This is a genomic window from Streptococcus sp. Marseille-Q6504, assembly GCF_965111625.1.
Genome location: NZ_CBCOON010000001.1, coordinates 385,470 through 408,269 on the forward strand (window position 1 = coordinate 385,470; position 22,800 = coordinate 408,269).

Annotated in this window: 19 protein-coding genes and 1 riboswitch; of the genes, 18 read left to right on the top strand and 1 reads right to left on the bottom strand. The window is 39.4% G+C overall.

Features of this window, described 5'->3' with window-relative positions:
- The first annotated feature begins 1 nt into the window (after position 1).
- The 14 genes from leuC (at position 2) to ACWPUA_RS02015 (ending at position 18,281) form a co-directional block, all read left to right on the top strand.
- Positions 2-1,384 carry a 3-isopropylmalate dehydratase large subunit gene (leuC, locus tag ACWPUA_RS01950; RefSeq protein ID WP_454378803.1) on the top strand — a complete coding sequence of 461 codons (1,383 nt, stop codon included), beginning with the start codon at positions 2-4 and terminating at the stop codon, positions 1,382-1,384.
- A gap of 9 nt (positions 1,385-1,393) precedes the next feature.
- Positions 1,394-1,987 carry a 3-isopropylmalate dehydratase small subunit gene (gene leuD, locus ACWPUA_RS01955; RefSeq protein ID WP_454378805.1) on the top strand — a complete coding sequence of 198 codons (594 nt, stop codon included), beginning with the start codon at positions 1,394-1,396 and terminating at the stop codon, positions 1,985-1,987.
- A gap of 27 nt (positions 1,988-2,014) precedes the next feature.
- Positions 2,015-2,794, top strand: coding sequence for an L-threonylcarbamoyladenylate synthase (locus ACWPUA_RS01960; RefSeq protein ID WP_454378807.1), 780 nt, complete (start codon positions 2,015-2,017; stop codon positions 2,792-2,794).
- A 198-nt stretch (positions 2,795-2,992) separates the two neighbouring features.
- Positions 2,993-3,976: a GMP reductase gene (guaC, locus tag ACWPUA_RS01965; protein ID WP_036757580.1), complete on the top strand. Its 984-nt coding sequence runs from the start codon at positions 2,993-2,995 to the stop codon at positions 3,974-3,976.
- A riboswitch (purine riboswitch) is annotated at positions 3,969-4,065 on the top strand. (Overlaps the previous gene by 8 nt.)
- Before the next feature lie 76 nt (positions 4,066-4,141).
- Positions 4,142-4,723, top strand: coding sequence for a xanthine phosphoribosyltransferase (locus tag ACWPUA_RS01970; RefSeq protein ID WP_454378810.1), 582 nt, complete (start codon positions 4,142-4,144; stop codon positions 4,721-4,723).
- The gene (locus ACWPUA_RS01975; RefSeq protein WP_414277007.1) at positions 4,723-5,982 is read left to right on the top strand and encodes a nucleobase:cation symporter-2 family protein; all 1,260 of its coding nucleotides are present in this window, start codon (positions 4,723-4,725) and stop codon (positions 5,980-5,982) included. Before ACWPUA_RS01970 ends, ACWPUA_RS01975 begins: the two co-directional genes overlap by 1 nt.
- 92 nt (positions 5,983-6,074) lie before the next feature.
- Positions 6,075-8,033: an NAD-dependent DNA ligase LigA gene (ligA, locus tag ACWPUA_RS01980; RefSeq protein WP_454378812.1), complete on the top strand. Its 1,959-nt coding sequence runs from the start codon at positions 6,075-6,077 to the stop codon at positions 8,031-8,033.
- A gap of 106 nt (positions 8,034-8,139) precedes the next feature.
- Positions 8,140-10,422 (top strand): type I pullulanase, encoded by a 2,283-nt coding sequence (pulA, locus tag ACWPUA_RS01985; protein ID WP_454378814.1) that lies wholly within the window; start codon positions 8,140-8,142, stop codon positions 10,420-10,422.
- Positions 10,423-10,829: 407 nt separating this feature from the next.
- Entirely contained in the window at positions 10,830-12,758 is a 1,929-nt protein-coding gene (gene glgB, locus ACWPUA_RS01990; RefSeq protein WP_414271570.1) for a 1,4-alpha-glucan branching protein GlgB, read from the top strand.
- Positions 12,748-13,890: a glucose-1-phosphate adenylyltransferase gene (locus ACWPUA_RS01995; protein ID WP_004253502.1), complete on the top strand. Its 1,143-nt coding sequence runs from the start codon at positions 12,748-12,750 to the stop codon at positions 13,888-13,890. Before glgB ends, ACWPUA_RS01995 begins: the two co-directional genes overlap by 11 nt.
- A complete protein-coding gene (gene glgD, locus ACWPUA_RS02000) occupies positions 13,880-15,019 on the top strand; it encodes a glucose-1-phosphate adenylyltransferase subunit GlgD (RefSeq protein WP_006151425.1) in 1,140 nt (379 codons plus the stop codon). Before ACWPUA_RS01995 ends, glgD begins: the two co-directional genes overlap by 11 nt.
- Positions 15,016-16,449 carry a glycogen synthase GlgA gene (gene glgA, locus ACWPUA_RS02005; protein WP_454378818.1) on the top strand — a complete coding sequence of 478 codons (1,434 nt, stop codon included), beginning with the start codon at positions 15,016-15,018 and terminating at the stop codon, positions 16,447-16,449. The genes glgD and glgA overlap by 4 nt, the downstream gene beginning before the upstream one ends.
- Positions 16,450-16,511: 62 nt before the next feature.
- A complete protein-coding gene (gene serB, locus ACWPUA_RS02010; RefSeq protein ID WP_454378820.1) occupies positions 16,512-17,153 on the top strand; it encodes a phosphoserine phosphatase SerB in 642 nt (213 codons plus the stop codon).
- Positions 17,154-17,171: 18 nt separating this feature from the next.
- Positions 17,172-18,281 carry a glycerate kinase gene (locus ACWPUA_RS02015; protein ID WP_454378822.1) on the top strand — a complete coding sequence of 370 codons (1,110 nt, stop codon included), beginning with the start codon at positions 17,172-17,174 and terminating at the stop codon, positions 18,279-18,281.
- Positions 18,282-18,283: 2 nt separating this feature from the next.
- On the opposite strand, the gene ACWPUA_RS02020 is transcribed toward ACWPUA_RS02015, so the two are convergent.
- On the bottom strand, positions 18,284-18,727 hold the full coding sequence (locus ACWPUA_RS02020) for a DUF1694 domain-containing protein (protein WP_320693432.1): 444 nt from the start codon (positions 18,725-18,727) through the stop codon (positions 18,284-18,286).
- A gap of 163 nt (positions 18,728-18,890) precedes the next feature.
- On the opposite strand from ACWPUA_RS02020, the gene eno reads away from it, so the two are divergent.
- The 4 genes from eno (at position 18,891) to ACWPUA_RS02040 (ending at position 22,775) form a co-directional block, all read left to right on the top strand.
- Positions 18,891-20,195, top strand: a complete 1,305-nt coding sequence (gene eno / locus ACWPUA_RS02025; RefSeq protein WP_006151882.1) for a surface-displayed alpha-enolase — start codon at positions 18,891-18,893, stop codon at positions 20,193-20,195.
- A gap of 177 nt (positions 20,196-20,372) precedes the next feature.
- Positions 20,373-21,713, top strand: coding sequence for an exodeoxyribonuclease VII large subunit (gene xseA, locus ACWPUA_RS02030; protein ID WP_320693433.1), 1,341 nt, complete (start codon positions 20,373-20,375; stop codon positions 21,711-21,713).
- Positions 21,691-21,903, top strand: a complete 213-nt coding sequence (locus ACWPUA_RS02035; RefSeq protein WP_004253516.1) for an exodeoxyribonuclease VII small subunit — start codon at positions 21,691-21,693, stop codon at positions 21,901-21,903. Before xseA ends, ACWPUA_RS02035 begins: the two co-directional genes overlap by 23 nt.
- Positions 21,900-22,775 (top strand): polyprenyl synthetase family protein, encoded by an 876-nt coding sequence (locus tag ACWPUA_RS02040; RefSeq protein ID WP_006151945.1) that lies wholly within the window; start codon positions 21,900-21,902, stop codon positions 22,773-22,775. Before ACWPUA_RS02035 ends, ACWPUA_RS02040 begins: the two co-directional genes overlap by 4 nt.
- Positions 22,776-22,800: the final 25 nt, after the last annotated feature.

Here is a 22,800-nt window from a genome sequence, read left to right on the forward strand (position 1 = left end):
AATGGCAGGAAAATCGATTTTTGATAAATTATGGGACCTCCATGTGATTACAGGAGAAGAAGGACAGCCTCAACTCATGTATGTAGATCAGCACTATATTCACGAGGTGACCAGTCCTCAAGCTTTTCAAGGATTGCGAGATGCAGGACGTAGATTGAGACGACCAGATTTAACATTTGGTACCTTTGACCACAATGTCCCGACGGTCAATATATATGATATTCGAGATGTAATCTCCAAAGCACAGATTGATAAGTTAGCTGAAAATGTTGAAGAGTTTGGAATTGAACATGCTGCCCACGGTTCAGAAAAACAAGGTATCGTTCATATGGTTGGTCCAGAAACAGGACGAACCCAACCAGGAAAATTCATCGTCTGTGGTGATAGCCATACAGCAACCCATGGAGCTTTTGGAGCGATTGCCTTTGGGATTGGAACCAGTGAGGTCGAGCACGTATTTGCTACTCAAACCATTTGGCAGCTTAAACCCAAGAAAATGTTGGTGGAATTCACAGGAGTTCCTCAAAAAGGGGTTTATGCCAAAGATTTCATTCTAGCCTTGATTGCCAAGTACGGTGTTGCTTGTGGTGTTGGCTACGTGGTGGAGTATCGAGGTCAGGCCATTGATGCACTTAGCATGGAAGAGCGAATGACCATCTGCAATATGTCTATCGAGTTTGGCTCCAAAATGGGAATCATGAATCCAGATCAGACCACATTTGACTATTTAAAGGGACGAGAGTGTGTACCTAAAGATTTTGATGCAGCAGTAGCTGATTGGAAAAGACTGGATAGTGATGAAGATGCCGTTTATGATAAGGTTATTCGTTTGGATGTCTCAGAATTGGCTCCTATGGTGACTTGGGGTACTAATCCCGCTATGGGTGTTGACTTTGATTCTAGTTTCCCAGAAATTACGGATATGAATGATGAACGAGCCTATCATTACATGGATTTACAACCAGGTCAGAAACCAGCAGATATCCAACTAGGCTATGTCTTTATTGGTTCTTGTACCAACGCTAGACTTAGCGATTTGCAACTGGCGGCTCGATTTGTAGAAGGGAAGAAGATTGCACCAAATTTGACGGCTATCGTGGTACCTGGTTCTCGACCAGTCAAGCGAGCTGCTGAGAAGTTAGGTTTGGACAAGGTATTCCTAGATGCTGGCTTCGAATGGAGAGACCCTGGATGCTCCATGTGTCTAGGGATGAATCCTGATAAGGTACCAGATGGTGTTCATTGTGCCTCGACCAGCAACCGTAACTTTGAGGATCGGCAGGGCTTTGGCGCTAAGACTCATCTCTGTAGTCCAGCCATGGCAGCTGCGGCAGCAATCGCAGGACGTTTCGTAGATGTACGGCAAATGCCAGAAGCCCAGTAAGGAGAGAATATGGAGAAATTTACAGTTTATACAGGAACAACCGTTCCTCTGATGAATGACAATATCGATACCGACCAAATTCTTCCCAAACAGTTTCTGAAGTTGATTGACAAGAAAGGTTTTGGCAAATACCTCATGTATGCTTGGCGTTATTTGGATGATAAGTATACTGAGGATCCAGATTTTGTCTTTAACCGACCTGAATATCGCAAAGCTACTATCCTCATCACGGGAGATAACTTTGGAGCTGGTTCTTCGAGGGAGCACGCAGCTTGGGCGCTAGCAGACTATGGTTTTAAGGTCGTAATTGCAGGATCTTTTGGAGATATTCATTACAATAATGAGCTCAATAATGGCATGTTGCCAATTGTTCAACCAAGGGAAGTTAGAGAAAAGCTCGCCCAACTCAAACCTAGCGACCAAGTAACTGTAGACTTGGAGCAACAAAAAATCAACTCACCAGTTGGAGAATTCACTTTCGAAATCGATAGCGAGTGGAAACACAAGCTCTTAAATGGTTTGGATGATATCGGTATTACCATGCAGTACGAAGATTTGATTGCTGCTTATGAAAAACAACGTCCAGCCTACTGGCAGGATTAGAATAAATATAGAAAAGGAAATAGAACTATGACAAAACACATTCAATGGGACGGAACACTTTCACAAGAAGGCTATGACATTTTAAAAGGTGAGGGCGGATGTATCGTTTGTCCTACTAAAGTCGGTTACATCATCATGACTAGTGACAAGGCTGGACTTGAGCGTAAGTTTGAAGCCAAAGAACGTAACCGTAACAAACCAGGTGTTGTCCTCTGTGGTAGCATGGACGAGCTACACGCTTTAGCACAGCTAAATCCTGAAATCGAAGCCTTCTATCAAAAACATTGGGACAAAGATATTCTCCTCGGTTGTATCCTTCCTTGGAAACCAGAAGCCTTTGAAAAACTCAAAGCTTATGGTGATGGCCGTGAAGAACTCATGACTGACGTTCGTGGAACGAGCTGTTTTGTCATCAAGTTTGGTAAAGCTGGAGAACAATTAGCTGCCAAACTTTGGGAAGAAGGTAAAATGGTTTATGCCTCATCTGCAAACCCATCTGGTAAAGGAAACCGGGGTAAGGTGGAAGGTATCGGAGAACGTATCGAAGGAGCAGTGGATCTTGTCATCGAAGCAGACGACTATGTTGCTTCAATCCAGCCAGACAAAACAGTTGAAACTCGCTACGAGCAAGGTGTGATGGTGTCTATGGTTGATAAAGACGGCAAGCTCATTCCAGAACAAGGAGGAGAACGTTCAATCTCACCAGCACCAGTTGTGATCCGTAAAGGACTTGACATCGATAAAATCATGATGCACCTGTCAGACACCTTTAACTCATGGGACTACCGTCAAGGTGAGTATTATTAATATAAATCAAAAATAGAGAGCCTATAAACTCTCTATTTTTTATGAAATAACGAGTAAAATCCGAACGTTATAAATTTTAGGTTTCAAAATAATTGACAAAAACTTTACCTTAGTTTATAATCTTTAAAGGAAACGTCGGAAAAGGCGTAGTGATGCGCAAGCATAGGTAGGTCATTATAAAAGAAACGAGACATCGAAATGTTAAACGAATTTCCGATTTTTGACTATGAAGATATTCAGCTAATTCCTAATAAGTGTGTTCTTCAAAGTCGAGCAGAGGCTGACACACAAGTGACACTAGGGAAGTACACCTTTAAATTACCAGTTGTTCCTTCAAATATGCAAACTATCTTGGATGAAGATGTTGCAGAACAACTTGCAAAAGGTGGTTATTTCTATATCATGCATCGCTTCGATGAAGCTGGGCGCATTCCTTTTGTGAAACGCATGCACGAAAAAGGGTTGATTGCTTCTATCTCTGTTGGTGTTAAAGATTACGAATATGATTTTGTTAGTCAATTAAAGAAAGATGCTCCAGAGTACATCACTATTGATATTGCTCATGGCCATGCTGACAGTGTGATTTCAATGATTCAGCACATCAAAAAAGAGTTGCCAGATACCTTTGTCATCGCTGGTAACGTTGGAACACCAGAAGCTGTACGTGAATTGGAGAATGCTGGCGCGGATGCGACTAAGGTCGGAATCGGTCCAGGTAAAGTATGTATTACTAAGGTAAAAACTGGCTTTGGTACTGGTGGTTGGCAGTTGGCGGCTCTTCGCTGGTGTGCTAAAGCTGCTCGTAAGCCGATCATTGCTGATGGTGGGATTCGTACACATGGTGATATTGCTAAATCAATCCGCTTCGGTGCAAGCATGGTTATGATTGGTTCACTATTTGCAGGTCATATCGAAAGCCCTGGTAAAACCGTTGAAGTCGATGGTAAACAATTTAAAGAATACTATGGATCTGCTTCAGAATACCAAAAAGGTGCCTACAAGAATGTTGAAGGCAAGAAGATTCTTCTTCCTGCCAAAGGACATTTGCAAGATACCTTGACTGAGATGGAACAAGATCTGCAAAGTTCGATTTCTTATGCTGGAGGTCGCAAGGTTGCTGATCTTAGACATGTGGATTATGTCATTGTGAAAAACTCTATCTGGAATGGAGATGCTCACTAAATATTTTATTACTTATTTATGCCATGAATAGGCGTGGCGTTTCTACAAGGTACCGTAAATACCTAACAATAAGTAGGTCGAAGAGAGATTAAAGAAGCGGTACTATTTGTTTCTATGTTTCTGAGGGACTTACTTTGTAAGTCCCTTTTTATTTCGGAGGTTAACGTGAAATTACTAGAGGAACGTATTTTAAAAGATGGGAATATTCTAGGTGAGAATATTCTTAAGGTGGATTCATTCTTGACTCACCAAGTGGATTTTTCCTTAATGCGCGAGATTGGTCGCACCTTTGCAGAATATTTTAAAAATGCAGGTATTACCAAAGTCGTAACCATTGAAGCATCTGGAATTGCTCCAGCTCTATATGTTGCAGAACAATTAGATGTACCTATGATTTTTGCTAAGAAGGCAAAAAATATTACCATGAATGAAGGAATTTTAACTGCTGAGGTTTATTCTTTTACTAAACAAGTTACTAGTACCGTATCCATTGCAGGAAAGTTCTTATCTCCTGGAGATAAAGTATTAATTATTGATGATTTCTTGGCTAATGGTCAAGCAGATAATGGTTTGATTCAGATTATCGAACAAGCTGGTGCTACAGTCGAGGCCATCGGGATTGTGATAGAAAAATCTTTCCAAGATGGTCGTGAACTGTTAGAAAAATCAGGTCATCAGGTAGTATCACTTGCTCGTTTAGAGCGTTTTGAAAATGGAAGAGTTATCTTCAAGGAGGCAGACATCTAATGAATCAAAAAGAAAACCACTCAAAAGCGGCCGTATTGGGCTTGCAACACTTACTTGCCATGTACTCAGGTTCAATCCTGGTACCAATCATGATTGCAGGTGCCCTAGGTTACTCACCTCAACAACTGACATACCTTATCTCTACAGATATCTTTATGTGTGGGGTCGCAACTCTCTTACAATTGCAACTTAATAAATATTTTGGTGTCGGTTTACCTATTGTTCTTGGGGTAGCCTTCCAGTCTGTTGCTCCACTTATTATGATTGGACAAAGTCACGGTAGTGGTGCTATGTTTGGTGCCTTGATTGCTTCTGGTATTTATGTCGTTCTTGTAGCTGGCGTATTTTCTAAGGTTGCAAATCTGTTTCCTTCAATCGTAACAGGTTCTGTCATTACAACAATCGGTTTAACTTTGATTCCTGTAGCTATCGGAAATATGGGAAATAACGTCGAAAAACCAACGGGACAAAGTTTAGCATTAGCAACAATCACCATTCTCATCATTCTTTTGGTCAATATTTTTACAAAAGGATTTATTAAGTCAATTTCTATTTTGATTGGTTTGATTGCTGGTACTATCATCGCTGCGACTATGGGCTTGGTTGATTTCTCTCCAGTAGCAGAAGCTCCACTTGTTCATATCCCAACTCCATTCTACTTTGGTGCTCCACAATTTGAGATTTCTTCTATTGTAATGATGTGTATTATCGCTACTGTATCAATGGTAGAATCAACTGGTGTATATCTTGCCCTTTCTGATATTACTAAAGATCCAATCGATAGCACTCGTCTCCGTAATGGTTATCGAGCTGAAGGTCTTGCTGTTTTACTTGGTGGACTTTTCAATACCTTCCCTTATACAGGTTTTTCTCAAAACGTTGGTTTGGTGAAACTTTCAGGTATTCGTACACGTTTGCCGATCTACTATGCTGCAGGTTTTCTTATCTTACTTGGTCTCTTGCCTAAGTTCGGTGCCTTGGCACAGATTATCCCTAGCCCTGTTCTAGGTGGAGCCATGCTTGTCATGTTCGGTTTTGTTTCTCTACAAGGAATGCAAATCTTGTCTCGTGTGGACTTTGAGCACAATGAACACAACTTCCTCATTGCAGCAGTGTCTATCTCGGCTGGGGTAGGATTAAACGGAAGTAACCTCTTCAATACTTTACCGACTGAATTACAAATGTTCTTCTCAAATGGTATCGTCATTGCAAGTACAGTGGCCATCATTTTGAACGGTATTTTGAATCGTAAAAAATAAAAATAAGTGAGAAGGATAGAAATATCCTTCTCATTTTGTTTTTTAGAGCTTCTGTATTGTTTCTATAGTCCTTTTTATGGTAAAATGGTTCTATGAATGAAAGAATGAAAGAGCTCGTTGAGTTGCTCAATCGCTATGCGACAGAGTATTATACAAGTGATAACCCATCTGTATCTGATAGTGAGTATGATCGTCTCTATCGTGAACTGGTAGAGTTAGAAAAAGCTCATCCAGAGCAAGTCTTGCCAGATAGTCCAACCCACCGTGTTGGCGGTAAGATTCTAGATGGATTTGAAAAATATAGCCATCAGTATCCTCTCTATAGTTTGCAGGATGCTTTTTCTCGTGAAGAGCTCGATGCCTTTGATGCGCGTGTTCGTAAAGAATTGGATGATGTTACTTATATCTGTGAGTTGAAAATTGATGGTTTATCGATTTCCTTGACTTATGAGCAAGGAATTTTTGTTGCTGGAGCTACTCGTGGTGATGGTTCAGTCGGTGAGAATATCACAGAAAATCTCAAACGTGTCAAGGACATTCCTTTATCATTATCTGAAAAAATAGATATAACAGTTCGTGGTGAATGTTATATGCCAAGAGCTTCTTTCAATCAAGTCAATCTTGCTCGTCAAGAAAACGGGGAGCCGGAGTTTGCTAATCCACGAAATGCAGCTGCAGGAACCCTTCGCCAGTTAGATACAGCAGTAGTAGCTAAGCGTAATCTTGCAACTTTCCTCTATCAGGAAGCAAGTCCTTCAACTAGAGACAGCCAAGAGAAGGTTTTAAATCATCTGGAACAGTTGGGCTTTGTTGTCAATCCAAGACGACTATTAGCGCACAGTATGGATGAGGTTTGGCAGTTTATCCAAGAAATTGGTCAAGAGAGAGATCAGTTGCCTTATGATATTGATGGTGTTGTTATTAAGGTCAACGACCTAGCTGGTCAAGAGCAACTTGGTTTTACAGTTAAAGCGCCTAAGTGGGCAGTCGCTTATAAGTTCCCTGCAGAAGAAAAAGAAGCAAAATTACTTTCTGTTGACTGGACAGTAGGAAGAACTGGTGTCGTAACTCCGACTGCTAATCTTACTCCGGTGCAATTGGCAGGTACAACAGTTAGTCGTGCAACCCTGCATAATGTAGACTATATCGCTGAAAAGGATATCCGCAAGGATGATACAGTGATTGTTTATAAGGCAGGGGATATCATTCCAGCTGTTTTACGTGTAGTAGAGTCCAAGCGTGTGTCTGAGGAGAAACTAGATATTCCAACAAACTGTCCAAGTTGTGAAAGCAAGCTATTACATTTTGAAGATGAGGTGGCTCTTCGTTGTATAAACCCACGTTGTCCAGCTCAAATCAAGGAAGGTCTAATTCATTTCGCATCCCGTGATGCCATGAATATTTCTGGCCTTGGACCATCTATCGTCGAGAAACTTTTTGCTACCGATTTGGTTAAAGATGTTGCAGATATATATCGTTTGACAGTTGAAGATTTTCTCTTGTTAGACGGCATCAAGGAGAAATCCGCTCAAAAACTTTACCAGGCTATTCAAACTTCTAAAGAAAATTCTGCTGAAAAACTTTTGTTTGGTTTAGGCATTCGTCATGTTGGTAGCAAGGCAAGTCAGTTACTCTTACAACATTTCCATTCAATAGAGTCACTTGCTCAAGCAAATCCTGAAGAAGTAGCAAGCATAGAAAGTCTAGGGAGTGTGATTGCTCAAAGTCTCCAATCTTATTTTGAGACTGAGGGTGCAAAAATTCTTTTAAGTGAATTGAAAGAATTAGGTGTTAATCTAGACTATAAAGGACAGGTCATTGCAGCAGATGCTGCCTTATCAGGTCTAACTGTCGTATTGACAGGGAAACTTGAACGTCTTACTCGCTCGGAAGCCAAAAGTAAGCTCGAAAATCTTGGTGCCAAGGTAACGGGTAGCGTATCGAAGAAGACTGACCTTGTAGTAGCAGGAGCAGATGCAGGAAGCAAACTCCAAAAAGCACAAGAACTTGGAATTGAGATTCGAGATGAAGCTTGGCTTGAGAGTTTGTAAGGAATATACAGTCTAGAATAATCATCTATCATTTCTTGCTTCTATCCAAATAAGTGAATCAAGAAATGTTACTATATAAATTAATAATTAGAAATTAGGGAAAAACATGTACAATTATCCTGTACTTATTCATTATCATCGTAAGGATGAAGCATATCAGAGTTGCAACTTTAGTAAATGGCCAGCTGATTCAGTAGAGTTTGTTAAAGAGCAAGAATACTTTGGAGATAAATTTTCATTTACCCAATCAAGTGAAACACCTCTTGAACAAATGGTGTTTACAGTTGATAAAGATGGAGTAAGCAAAGAATATCCTATCCGATTCAATCATTATCCACTCTTAACAGAAGTTTGGATTTTAGATGGAGATGCCACCGTTTATTATTCTGAAAACCCAGCCATTGCAAGTCCACACTATAAAGATCAAAATCCATTTGCTTTTGATAAAGCGATTAACAGTGCTAGTTTTGATCACCACTGGGGTTACCAAGGAGAGTTGGGATGCCAGGTTTCCGAAGAAGAAACAAGCTTTAAACTTTGGTCGCCAACAGCAACAACTGTACAAGTTGTAGTTTATGAATCAGCAAGTAATGATGCGGCTATCCTAAAGACTTATGAAATGCAACGTGGTAACAGTTATTCATATAGTCACAAGGATAATACAATTGGCGTTTGGAATTTGACAGTTCCTGAAAGTCTTGCTGGTCGTGCCTATCAATATCAGATTAATTTTCCACATCATCAATCATTGACACGAGATCCATATACCATTGCGACAAGTCCAGATGGCAAACGTTCAGCGATTCTTTCAGAAAAAGAACGTCAGGTTGAAGGTTTTGAAGTTAAGAATGGAACGGAAGCTACTTGGCGATTGGAAAATTCTTGTCAAGCTGTTGTTTACGAAATGCATATTCGTGACTTGACCAAGTCTGAAACTTCTGGTGTTGCTCCAGAATTAAGAGGAACATTCTTGGGTGCTGCCCAGACTGGAACAGTCAATCACTTCGGTCAGTCTACTGCATTTGACTACATCAAGGAACTTGGTGTGAACTATGTTCAACTGCAACCAATTGCTGATCGTCACAAAGAGTATGATGCAGATGGAAATGTGACCTACAACTGGGGTTACGATCCACAAAACTACAATGCACCAGAAACCAGCATGTCTACGAATCCAAATGATCCAGGTCAAGTTATCCGAGATTTGAAGACGATGATTCAAGCTTATCATGATGCTGGTATTGGTGTCATCATGGACGTTGTATACAACCATACGTTTTCAACTGTTGATGCCCCATTCCAAACAACAGTCCCAGACTATTATTACCGAATGAATCGCGATGGAAGTTATCAAAATGGTACTGGTGTAGGAAACGAGACTGCTAGTGAACACGAAATGTTCCGTAAGTACATGATTGATTCACTTCTTTATTGGGTGAATGAGTTTAATATTGATGGTTTCCGCTTTGACTTGATGGGAATCCATGATGTTAAAACTATGCAGATGATTCGTTGGGCAATGGATGAAGTCGATCCTAAAATTATCCTTTATGGAGAAGGCTGGGATATGGGAACTGGTCTTGCTCCTTATGATAAGGCTAAGAAAGACAATGCCTATCAATTACCTAATATTGGATTTTTCAATGATGATCAACGTAATGCGGTAAAAGGTGCTGAAGTTTATGGTGATATCAAATCAGGCTTCGTAAGTGGTGCTGCCACTGAGCCAATTGTTGCCAAAGCTATCCTTGGTAGTCGTGAACTAGGCTCTTATCTAAGCCCTAACCAGGTTGTCAACTATGTAGAAGCCCATGATAACTATAACTTGCATGATTTATTAGCGACACTTCATCCAACAGAAGACCAAGGAAGTATCATGAAAAAGGTAGAAACAGCAACTGCAATGAATCTACTCATGCAAGGCATCTCCTTTATGGAACTTGGTCAAGAGTTTGGACGTACCAAACTGGTTCCTACAGGTGAAAACGGTGAGTTGACTCATGATGATCGCGAACGTGCTATGAACAGTTACAATGCTCCAGACGCTGTTAACCAGGTAGACTGGGATTTAATTAATGAGCGTCAAGAAAGCATAGAATTTATTCGTCAGATTATAGAGCTTAAAACAAAGACTAGTGCCTTTTCATATCCTACATACGAGGAAGTATACCGTCACGTCTTTGTTCACACAGCTATTGAAAATAGTGGCTGGATTGTCTATGAGATTCAGGGAACTAAAGAACATTTCTTGGTTGTATTTAATGCCAAAGGTGCATCTTTCTATTATGAAAATGCTGGAAATCTAGAAATGTTGGTTACAAATAGTCGTTCAAACCAAGAAAACACTCTTGATAATGTGAGCGTTGCAGTTATGAATGTTTTAGTTTAAAAAAATAAAACTCAAGATTAATCTTGAGTTTTTTTATATATAAATTTGTCCTAATAAAAAATATGGGAATATTACTAAAAATAGTTGAAAATTTCAGAAAATTTGATAAAATTGTACTTAAGATACTTTATCCGAACAAAAAGTTTGATTCATGAAAATAACGTTAAGTTTTTAAAGTATCTGTTTTGCGAAATTAGCATTGAAAAAAATATTGTAAGTGATTTAATGCTACAAAAACTGATATCAAGGTAGAATATCAATAAATACTGAAAATTTAAGAAATGTCAAGATAATTACTTGAAGATTTTCTAAAAAATATTTATGATAATTCGGAAATTGGTTGAAAGTTTTCTTAAAAGATAGTATAATAGAAATATAGAAAACGCTTACAATATAAAGGGGGATTTATGGATACATTAGAAGCTTTAAGAACTTTTACAACAGGCGAAAATTTCCATCTTCAGCACTATTTGGGCGCACATCGTGAGGAGAAAGACGGGGAATGGGGTTACACATTCCGTGTTTGGGCTCCAAATGCGCAGGCTGTTCATCTAGTCGGTGATTTCACGAATTGGGTTGAAAATCAAATCCCTATGGTTCGAAACGAATCTGGAGTTTGGGAAGTTTTTACAACTTTTGCCCAAGAAGGTCAGATTTATAAATATCATATCACACGGGCTAACGGTCATCAGCTTATGAAGATTGATCCTTTAGCTGTTCGGTATGAAGCACGTCCAGGAACAGGGGCTGTGTTAACAGAAATTCCAGAAAAGAAATGGAAGGATGGACTTTGGTTAGCTCGTAGAAAACGTTTGGGATTCTTCGAAAGACCAGTTAATATTTACGAAGCACACGCTGGTTCCTGGAAACGAAATCCGGATGGAACTCCATATAGTTTTGCTCAATTAAAAGAAGAGTTGATCCCTTACTTAGTTGAAATGAACTACACTCATATTGAATTTATGCCTTTGATGGCTCATCCGCTAGGTTTGAGTTGGGGCTATCAACTGATGGGATATTTCGGCTTAGAACATTCTTACGGAAGACCAGAAGAGTTTCAAGACTTTGTTGAGGAGTGTCACTTAAACAATATCGGTGTTATCGTGGACTGGGTTCCAGGTCACTTTACAATCAATGATGATGCCTTAGCCTACTATGATGGAACTCCGACTTTTGAATATCAAGACCATAACAAAGCTCATAACTATGGTTGGGGGGCATTAAACTTCGACTTAGGGAAAAACGAAGTACAATCTTTCCTAATTTCTAGCATTAAGTTCTGGATTGATTTTTATCATTTAGATGGTATCCGTGTAGATGCCGTAAGTAATATTCTTTATCTTGATTATGATAATGCACCTTGGACACCAAATAAAGACGGTGGAAATCTTAACTACGAAGGTTATTATTTCCTTCAGCGTTTAAATACTGTTATTAAGCTAGCTCACCCTGATGTCATGATGATTGCAGAAGAAAGCTCTTCGGCAACTAAAATAACAGGTCCGAAAGAGATGGGTGGTCTTGGATTTGACTACAAGTGGAACATGGGATGGATGAATGATATCTTACGTTTCTACGAAGAAGATCCAATTTACCGCAAGTATGATTTTAACCTTGTAACCTTCAGTTTTATGTATGTCTTTAATGAAAATTATCTCCTACCATTCTCACATGATGAGGTTGTACATGGTAAGAAGAGTATGATGCATAAGATGTGGGGGGATCGTTATAATCAATTTGCAGGCCTTAGAAACCTTTATACTTATCAAATTTGTCACCCCGGTAAGAAATTGCTCTTTATGGGTAGCGAATTCGGGCAGTTTTTAGAGTGGAAATCAGAAGAGCAATTAGAATGGTCAAACCTTGAAGATCCAATGAATGCCAAGATGAAATACTTCACATCTCAGTTGAATCAACTTTATAAGGACCACCGTTGTCTTTGGGAAATTGATACAAGCTATGATGGAATTGAAATTATCGATGCAGATAATAGAGATCAGAGTGTTCTTTCCTTTATTCGTAAAGGAAAGAAAGGCGAGATGCTAGTCTGTGTCTTTAATATGGCACCGGTTGAGCGCCCTGATTTCACAATTGGACTGCCAGCTGCAGGTGTGTATGAAGAAATTTGGAATACAGAGCTAGAACAATGGGGTGGTGTGTGGAAAGAACACAACCAAACTGTTCAAACTCAAGAAGGGTTATGGAAGGATTATGAGCAGACTTTGACCTTTACTTTGCCAGCTATGGGGGCAAGTATCTGGAAAATCAAACGTCGCTTGAAACCCGCTAAAAAAGAATCAAATAAATCTCAAAAAGGAGTAGAAAATGAAGAATGAAATGCTAGCTTTAATCCTTGCCGGTGGGCAAGGAACTCGTCTCGGTAAACTCACTCAAAGCATTGCAAAACCTGCTGTGCAATTTGGTGGGCGCTATCGTATCATTGACTTTGCTCTTTCTAACTGTGCCAACTCTGGCATCCATAATGTTGGGGTTATTACACAGTATCAACCACTAGCTCTCAACAGCCACATTGGTAATGGTTCTAGTTGGGGTCTTGATGTAATTGATTCAGGTGTTTCTATCCTTCAACCTTACTCTGCAAGTGAAGGAAATCGTTGGTTTGAAGGTACAAGTCATGCGATTTACCAAAATATTGACTATATCGATAGCATTAATCCTGAGTATGTTTTGATTCTTTCAGGAGACCATATCTACAAGATGGACTATGATGATATGCTCCAATCACACAAGGATAACAATGCCAGCTTGACAGTAGCTGTCTTGGATGTACCACTAAAAGAAGCTAGTCGTTTCGGTATCATGAATACAGATGCTAATAATCGCATTGTTGAATTCGAAGAAAAACCTGCCCAACCAAAATCAACCAAGGCATCAATGGGGATTTATATCTTTGACTGGAAACGACTTCGCAACATGCTAGTTGCTGCTGAAAAGGCTAACCTAGATATGTCTGATTTCGGAAAGAATGTTATTCCAAATTATCTTGAGACAGGTGAAAGTGTCTATGCTTATGAATTCAATGGATACTGGAAGGATGTTGGTACAATCGAATCTCTTTGGGAAGCAAATATGGAATACATCTCTCCAGAAAATGCTCTAGATAGCCGAAATCGTCAATGGAAAATTTATTCTCGTAACCTTATCGCTCCACCAAACTACCTTGGAGAATTTGCTCAAGTAGAAGACTCTCTAGTAGTAGATGGATGTTACGTGAATGGTACTGTAAAACATTCCATTCTTTCTACAGCTGCTCAAGTTCGTAAGGGAGCAGAAGTTGTTGATTCTGTCATCATGAGTGGAGCAGTTATCGGTAGAGGTGCTAAAATTACACGTGCAATCATCGGTGAAGGTGCAATTATTGCCGATGGTGTTGAAATTGATGGTACAGAAGAAGTACAAGTAGTCGGATATAACGAAGTAGTGGGGGTAGCAACAGATGAAGATTGATAAATATTCAGCGATTTTAGGAAATACCGTTGGTTTCCATGATATGTCAACCTTGACAAGTAACCGTCCAGTGGCAAGTTTGCCATTTGGAGGAAAGTATCGTTTGATTGACTTCCCACTCTCAAGTTTAGCAAATGCTGGTGTTCGAAGTGTCTTTGGAATCTTCCAACAAGATAACATCAGCTCTGTATTTGACCACATTCGTTCAGGACGTGAATGGGGCTTGAATACCCTTCTTAGCCACTACTATCTTGGAATCTACAATACTCGTGTGGAAAGTAGTACTGTAGGTAAAGAGTATTATCAACAACTCTTGACTTATTTAAAACGTTCTGGATCTAACCAAACGGTTTCCTTGAACTGTGACGTTTTGGTAAATATTGATCTTGCTCAGGTTTTCCATTTGCATAATACTACAAAATCTCCTATCACAGTTGTTTACAAGAAACTACCTAAGAAGGATATTTCAGAAGTAAATGCAATCCTTGATATCGATGAAACTGACCATGTGCTTTCTCACAAGCTCTTTGATAAAAAATTAGACCAAAATCTTTACAACATGTCTACCGATATCTTTGTCGTTGATACCCCATGGTTGATTGAACGTCTTGAAGAAGAAGCTCAGAAAGAACATCCAGAAAAACTTCGCTATGTTCTTCGTGATTTGGCAGCTAAAGAAGGTGCTTTTGCCTACGAGTATACTGGCTATTTGGCAAATATTCATTCTGTAGAAACCTACTACCAAGCCAATATTGATATGCTTGATCAGCATAAATTCTACTCTTTGTTCTCTCCAAATCAAAAGATTCACACAAAGGTGAAAAACGAAGAACCAACTTATTATGCACCTGGTTGTGAAGTAAATACTTCGCAGTTTGCTTCTGGTAGTATTGTCGAAGGTAAGGTTGTTCGTTCAGTTGTTTCGCGTAATGTTCAAATTCATAAAGATAGCTTAGTTAAAGAATCTATTGTTTTCCCTCGTGTTGTCATTGGTGAAGGTGCTCAAGTTGAGAATGCAATTATTGATAAGGGTGCTGAAGTAGCTGATGGAGTTGTTATTCGTGGTACAGCAGAAAATCCTGTTGTCATCAAAAAAGGTGAAAAAGTAACAGAGGACATTCTTTCATGAAAATTTTATTTGTAGCAGCCGAAGGAGCCCCTTTTTCTAAAACAGGTGGCTTGGGAGATGTTATCGGGGCTCTTCCAAAATCATTAGTTAAAGCTGGTCATGAAGTTGCTGTTATCCTGCCATACTATGACATGGTGGAAGCCAAGTTTGGTGATCAAATTGAAGATGTTCTTCAATTTGAAGTATATGTTGGTTGGCGTAGACAATTTTGTGGCATTAAGAAGACTGTTTTAAATGGTGTTACTTTCTACTTTATTGACAACCAGTATTATTTCTTCCGTGGTCATGTGTATGGTGATTTCGATGATGGTGAACGTTTTGCCTTCTTCCAACTTGCGGCTCTGGAGGCTCTGGAGCGTATTGGATTTATACCAGATGTTCTTCATGCTCATGATTATCATACAGCTATGATTCCTTTCTTGTTGAAGGAAAAATACAGATGGATCCAGGCCTACCAAAACATTAAGACTGTTTTAACGATCCATAATTTGGAATTCCAAGGCCAATTCTCTGAAGGTATGCTTTGGGATTTGTTCCGAGTTGGATTTGAACGATATGCTGATGGTACAGTTCGCTGGAATGACTGCCTGAACTGGATGAAGGCTGGTATCCTCTATGCAGATCGTGTATCTACTGTATCGCCAAGCTATGCTTATGAAATCATGACAACAGAGTTTGGTTGTGGCTTGGATCAGATTTTACGAATGGAGTCTGGTAAGGTTTCTGGTATTGTAAACGGAATCGATACGGATCTTTATAATCCAGAAACGGATCCTTTGTTGGATTATCATTTTAATAAATCAGACCTATCAGGAAAAGTTCAGAATAAAGCTAAACTTCAGGAGAAAGTTGGTCTTCCAGTTCGTCCTGATGTTCCAATGATTGGTATTGTGTCGCGTTTGACAAGACAGAAAGGTTTTGATGTCGTCGTTGAAGGTTTGCATCGCATGCTTCAAGAAGATGTTCAAATCGTTCTCTTGGGTACAGGTGATCCTGGTTTTGAACAAGCCTTCTCATGGTTTGGTCAAGTATTCCCAGATAAACTTTCTGCCAATATTACCTTTGATGTCAAGCTAGCACAAGAAATTTATGCAGCCTGTGATATCTTCCTCATGCCAAGTCGCTTTGAACCTTGTGGACTTTCTCAAATGATGGCTATGCGTTATGGAACATTACCACTTGTTCATGAGGTAGGAGGGTTGAGAGATACTGTTCAACCATTCAATCCAATTGAAGGAACGGGTACAGGATTTAGTTTTAATAACTTAACCGCTTACTGGCTTAACTGGGCTCTTCAAACTGCTTTGGATGTTTACTATAATCATCCTGACGTTTGGAAGAAACTTCAAGTACAAGCTATGGAATGTGACTTCTCTTGGGATACAGCTTGTCAGTCTTACCTTGATTTGTATCACAGCTTAGCAAATTAAATAAATAAAATCGTATGATGGTTTCATACGATTTTTTGAGATGATGAAAGTATGGGGAATACATGAATAAAGCTAGAGGACTCTGTGTCCTAGATGTTGATGGAACTCTGATAGAAGAAGAGGTTATTGATTTATTAGGGAAAGAGGCAGAATGCGAAGAAGAAGTAGCCCTGCTAACAGCTCAAGCTATGAGAGGAGAATTAGACTTTGAAGCAAGTTTAAAAAGACGTGTTTCTCTTCTTAAAGGTCTCTCTATCAATGTTTTTGATAGGATTTATCATGAACTTCACCTTAGTAAAAATGCTGTCAAGTTTATTAAAGTTCTTCAAGAAAATCAGATAGAAGTCGGTTTAGTATCAGGCGGATTTACCACTGTTGTAGAAAGATTAGCAAAAGATTTGGGAATTTCATTATATACTGCTAATCAACTGGAAATCAGAGATGATCATTTAACTGGAAATCTAATTGGCCCTATTATAAGCAGAGAAGTAAAAGAAGCAGCCCTCGTGAGATGGGCTGAAGAATTAGAAGTGCCATTTGATAGAACGATTGCAATCGGTGATGGAGCTAATGACTTAAAAATGCTTAAAAGTGCAGGACTTGGAATAGCCTTTTGTGCCAAGGATATTGTGAAAAAGGAAATAAATCTTCAGGTAGATGAGAGAGATTTTGGGAAAGTTTTGGAAATGATAGACTTCCTTTAGATAGAAAGAGGAATCAAAATGAAAATTGTTATCGCGCCGGACTCTTTCAAAGAGAGTCTTCCTGCAAACGAAGTAGCAGAAGCTATAAAAAGAGGATTCGAAAGGGCCATACCTAACGTGGAGTGTTTACTTTTACCTGTTGGTGATGGAGGTGAAGGGACAGTAGACGCCATTAAAAGTTCTCTAGGTTTGGAAGAAAAAACAGTCCAGGTAACTGGACCTTTTGGTGATGAGGTTTTGATGTCTTACTTTCAAAAAAGAGAATTAGCTCTATTTGAAGTTGCAAATTTAGTAGGTCTTGCTAAAATCCCTTTTGATAAACGTAATCCTCTAGAGATTCAAACAAAGGGAATTGGTCAACTTATTCTCCATTTGATAGAACAAGGAATCAAAGATATCTACGTTGGTGTCGGTGGTACGGCTAGTAACGATGGTGGAATTGGCATTGCTTCAGGACTTGGTTACCAGTTTTATGACAAAAACGGAATTGTACTTCAAGCAAATGGTCAATCACTATTTGATATCAGGAAAATTTTGAAGGAAGGAGTAATTCAAATTCCTTCTGATGTACATATAAAAATACTTGCAGATGTTACCAATCCGCTTTGTGGACCTTATGGTGCTACCTTTACATTTGGGAAACAAAAGGGATTGGATCCATCTAAATTTCAAGAAGTTGATGCTGCTATTAAAGATTTCTATAGTAAAGTTGGGCCCGAAATATTAAAATTAGATGGTGCAGGAGCAGGTGGTGGTATTGCAGCTGGCTTGTGTGCCTTCGCTGGAGCAGAGATTGTATCTGGTATCCAAACTTGTTTGGATTTGATAAACTTCGATCAAAAAGTTACTGATGCAGACCTAGTTATCGTTGGCGAAGGTAGACTGGACTCGCAAAGTCTAGCTGGAAAGGCGCCAATCGGTGTAGCAAAAAGAACACCTAGAGATGTTCCAGTTCTTGCTATTTGTGGTAGTTTATCAGAGGATTTACCACCCTTACCATTTGAGAATATAGTCGCAGCTTTTTCCATACTTGAAAAAAGCGAACCGTTAGCAGACAGTCTAAAAAAAGCAGCTGTTTATCTAGAAAATACAGCTGCAAGTATCGCACGAATAATGTCTTTGAGATAGAGTTAACCAAACCATTTTTTCCAGAGAGAAGTAGGAGCTTTCGTCTCTTTCTCTTGCCACAAGTCTGAAAAGGCCTTTCTGAGGTCTTTTTCACTTGTTTGAACCGGAACATCGCTATGAATAACCAGTCCGAAAGGAGAAGAGTTATGATCTTCAGAAACGATAGTTGCTTGGCAATCAGAATCTTTAGCATTTTTTAAATAATAAACTTGTTTTTCAAACTCAACTTGAGGAGAGATTTTGACAAATAGAGGTTCAGTTTCTTTTTTTAAACACTCTAAAATAGTCAAAAAACCTTTTTGAAATTTGTCATCATTCGCAGTAGCGAGTACAGCGTAGCCAAGAACACGTTCTTCAAAGGTACCAAGAAAACGTCTTTGTTCGTCGGGATTTAATTTAAGCCCGCCATGAGCTTTTTCTAATATTTGTTTTGATACATCAGTCATAAATATATTATATCATAAAAGTCTATAGATAAGGCGGAAAAGAAAGCGATTACTTAAGAAACTTAAGGAAAATTTGCACAAAGATAACGTTTTTTCTTGAAAAAGGTATCTTTTTGATGTATCATAGAGGTGTAAAATAATTTAACTCAAAGGAGAGTAAAAAATGTCAATTATTACTGATGTTTACGCTCGCGAAGTCCTAGACTCACGCGGTAACCCAACACTTGAAGTAGAAGTTTATACTGAATCAGGTGCTTTCGGACGTGGTATGGTTCCATCAGGAGCTTCTACTGGTGAACACGAAGCAGTTGAACTTCGCGACGGTGACAAATCTCGTTACGGTGGTCTTGGTACACAAAAAGCTGTTGACAACGTAAATAACATCATTGCTGAAGCTATTATCGGCTACGATGTACGTGACCAACAAGCTATCGACCGTGCTATGATCGCTCTTGACGGTACTCCTAACAAAGGTAAATTGGGTGCAAACGCAATCCTTGGTGTGTCTATCGCTGTGGCTCGTGCTGCTGCTGACTACCTTGAAATCCCACTTTACAGCTACCTTGGTGGATTCAACACTAAAGTTCTTCCAACTCCAATGATGAACATCATCAATGGTGGATCTCACTCAGATGCTCCAATCGCTTTCCAAGAATTCATGATCGTACCTGCTGGTGCACCTACATTCAAAGAAGCTCTTCGTTGGGGTGCTGAAATCTTCCACGCACTTAAGAAAATCCTTAAATCACGTGGTTTGGAAACTGCCGTAGGTGACGAAGGTGGATTCGCTCCTCGTTTCGACGGAACTGAAGATGGTGTAGAAACAATCCTTGCTGCTATCGAAGCTGCTGGTTATGTTCCAGGTAAAGATGTATTTATCGGATTTGACTGTGCATCATCAGAATTCTACGATAAAGAACGCAAAGTTTACGATTACACTAAATTCGAAGGTGAAGGAGCTGCTGTTCGCACTGCTGCTGAACAAATCGACTACCTTGAAGAATTGGTAAACAAATACCCAATCATCACTATCGAAGATGGTATGGACGAAAACGACTGGGACGGTTGGAAAGCTCTTACTGAACGTCTTGGTAGTAAAGTTCAATTGGTTGGTGACGACTTCTTCGTAACAAACACTGACTACCTTTCACGTGGTATCGAAGAAGGTGCTGCTAACTCAATCCTTATCAAAGTTAACCAAATCGGTACTCTTACTGAAACATTCGACGCTATCGAAATGGCGAAAGAAGCTGGTTACACTGCCGTTGTATCACACCGTTCAGGTGAAACTGAAGATTCAACAATCGCTGACATCGCAGTTGCAACAAACGCAGGACAAATCAAGACTGGTTCACTTTCACGTACTGACCGTATCGCTAAATACAACCAATTGCTTCGTATCGAAGATCAACTTGGTGAAGTAGCTGAATACCGTGGATTGAAATCATTCTACAACCTTAAAAAATAATCTAGTTCAGTGAACTAATGAAAGCCCTTGGATTTTTCCGAGGGCTTTTGTATATTATTAGACAAGCTCAAAGAAATCCAGTCTTGTTTTCGTATTCTAGAGGTGAAAAGAGAGATTTTTAAACGTTTTTTTGGTATAATAATACCCAGGAAAAACTAGAGAAAGAAGGAGGTTGAGATGGAAAAGTATTTGTCGGTAACAACTTTGACTAAGTATCTGAAAATGAAATTCGATAAAGACCCATACTTGGAGAGGGTCTATTTAACTGGTCAGGTTTCTAACTTCCGGAAGCGTCCAACTCATCAATATTTTTCTCTAAAAGATGATCGAGCTGTAATCCAAGCGACTATTTGGTCAGGTATTTATCAGAAACTAGGTTTTGATTTGGAAGAAGGGATGAAGATCAATGTTATCGGTCGTGTCCAAGTCTATGAACCAAGTGGGAGCTACTCTATCATCATTGAAAAGGCAGAGCCTGATGGTTTAGGGGCTCTTGCAATTCAGTTCGAACAATTAAAAAAGAAATTATCAGAAGAAGGCCTTTTTCAAGAACGCTTTAAACAAGCAATCCCTCAGTTTGCAAAACGTATCGGGGTTGTGACTAGTCGTAGTGGTGCTGTTATACAGGATATTATTACTACCGTTAGCAGACGTTTCCCAGGGGTTGAGATTGTTTTATATCCTACCAAGGTTCAAGGCGAAGGGGCAGCAGAGGAGATTGCCCGTAACATTGCTAGAGCTAATGAACGAGAAGACTTGGATGTTCTTATCATTGGTCGTGGTGGTGGATCAATTGAGGATCTTTGGGCTTTTAACGAAGAAATTGTAGTGCGTTCTATCTTTGAATCTCGTTTACCGATTATTTCAAGTGTTGGTCACGAAACGGATGTAACCTTGGCTGATTTTGTTGCCGACAAGAGAGCAGCAACACCAACTGCTGCAGCAGAGTTAGCTACACCTGTGACTAAGTTAGATCTACTGACCTACCTTAAAAATCAAGAGAAACGAATGGCTACTGCTGTACAAAATACTTTATCAAAGAAAAAAGAAGCCTTGAGAGGGCTTAGTCAATCAGTCATCTTCAGGCAACCAGAGCGTTTATATGATGGATATCTGCAACGCTTGGATCAGTTAGTACTTCGACTGAAGCAGGGATTGAATGGTGAGTTAGTTAGAAATCAACAGAAGGTTCAAGCTCAAATTCACCGTTTGGAGCAATTATCGCCAAATGTCAAGATTCAGCGCTACCAAGATCGTATTCAACAGTTACAAAAATTAATGCGTAGCCAGATGGCTGTGATCTATGATGCTAAGGTTGCTGAAGTAAAACGCTTGTCAGAAGCTTTACTCATGTTAGATACGAGTCGTATTGTAGCAAGGGGATATGCGATTGTTAAAAAAGAGGATACCGTGGTATCTTCAGCAAATGATTTGAAAGAAAATGACCAGGTGATGTTGATGATGAGAGATGGTCATGTAGAATTAGAGGTTAAAGATGTCAAAACAGAAGAAATTTGAAGATAATTTAGCAGAGCTTGAAACTATTGTTCAGAGTTTAGAAAATGGTGAAATTGCTTTAGAAGATGCTATTACTGCATTTCAAAAAGGAATGGTTCTTTCAAAAGAATTGCAAGCAACACTTGATAAAGCAGAAAAGACCTTGGTTAAAGTCATGCAAGAAGATGGAACAGAAAGCGAACTTCTATGAACAAGCAAGAAAAATTAGCTTTGGTTGAGTCAGCTCTTGAGGAGTTTTATGGAGACCAGCAATTAGCTGCTAATCTCAGAGAAGCTGTTCTCTATTCTATCCATGCAGGTGGGAAACGAATTCGTCCTTACCTACTTTTAGAAGTGTTGGAGTCTTTGCAGGTGCCAATCACTACAGCTCATGCCCAGGTTGCAGCAGCGCTTGAAATGATTCACACAGGAAGCTTAATTCATGATGATCTTCCTGCTATGGATGATGATGATTTTCGTCGTGGTCGTTTAACCAACCATAAGAAGTTTGGTGAAGCACTAGCAATTTTAGCAGGAGATGCCCTCTTTTTAGATCCTTATGCTTTGATAGCGCAAGCAGACTTGCCAAACGAAATTAAGGTAGATTTAATAGCTTCTTTGTCTCTTTCTTCTGGAAGTATGGGGATGGTCGCTGGCCAAGTTTTGGATATGGAAGGTGAAGGTAAACATTTAAACCTAGAAGAACTTCAGACCATCCATGCTAATAAAACGGGTAAACTCTTAGCCTTCCCTTTTCAAGCGGCAGGAGTTATTGCAGGATTGGATGAAAATCTTCAAAAACAGTTGAAAACAGTTGGAGAGCTGATTGGGCTTGCTTTTCAAGTGAGAGATGATATCCTAGATGTTACTGCTAGTTTTGAGGAAATTGGTAAAACACCACAAAAAGATTTGCAAGCTGAGAAATCAACCTATCCTGCTTTGTTAGGATTGGATGAGGCAAAAGTTTTTTGTAACCGAACTTTGGATCAGGCTAATGAAAAGTTAGACGTGATTAGCCAATTAGTTGACTTTGATAAAGAACCAATTGTAAAAATAGTAGAAAGTTTGAGAATCAATGCCTAAGGAAAGAGTAGATGTACTTGCCTAC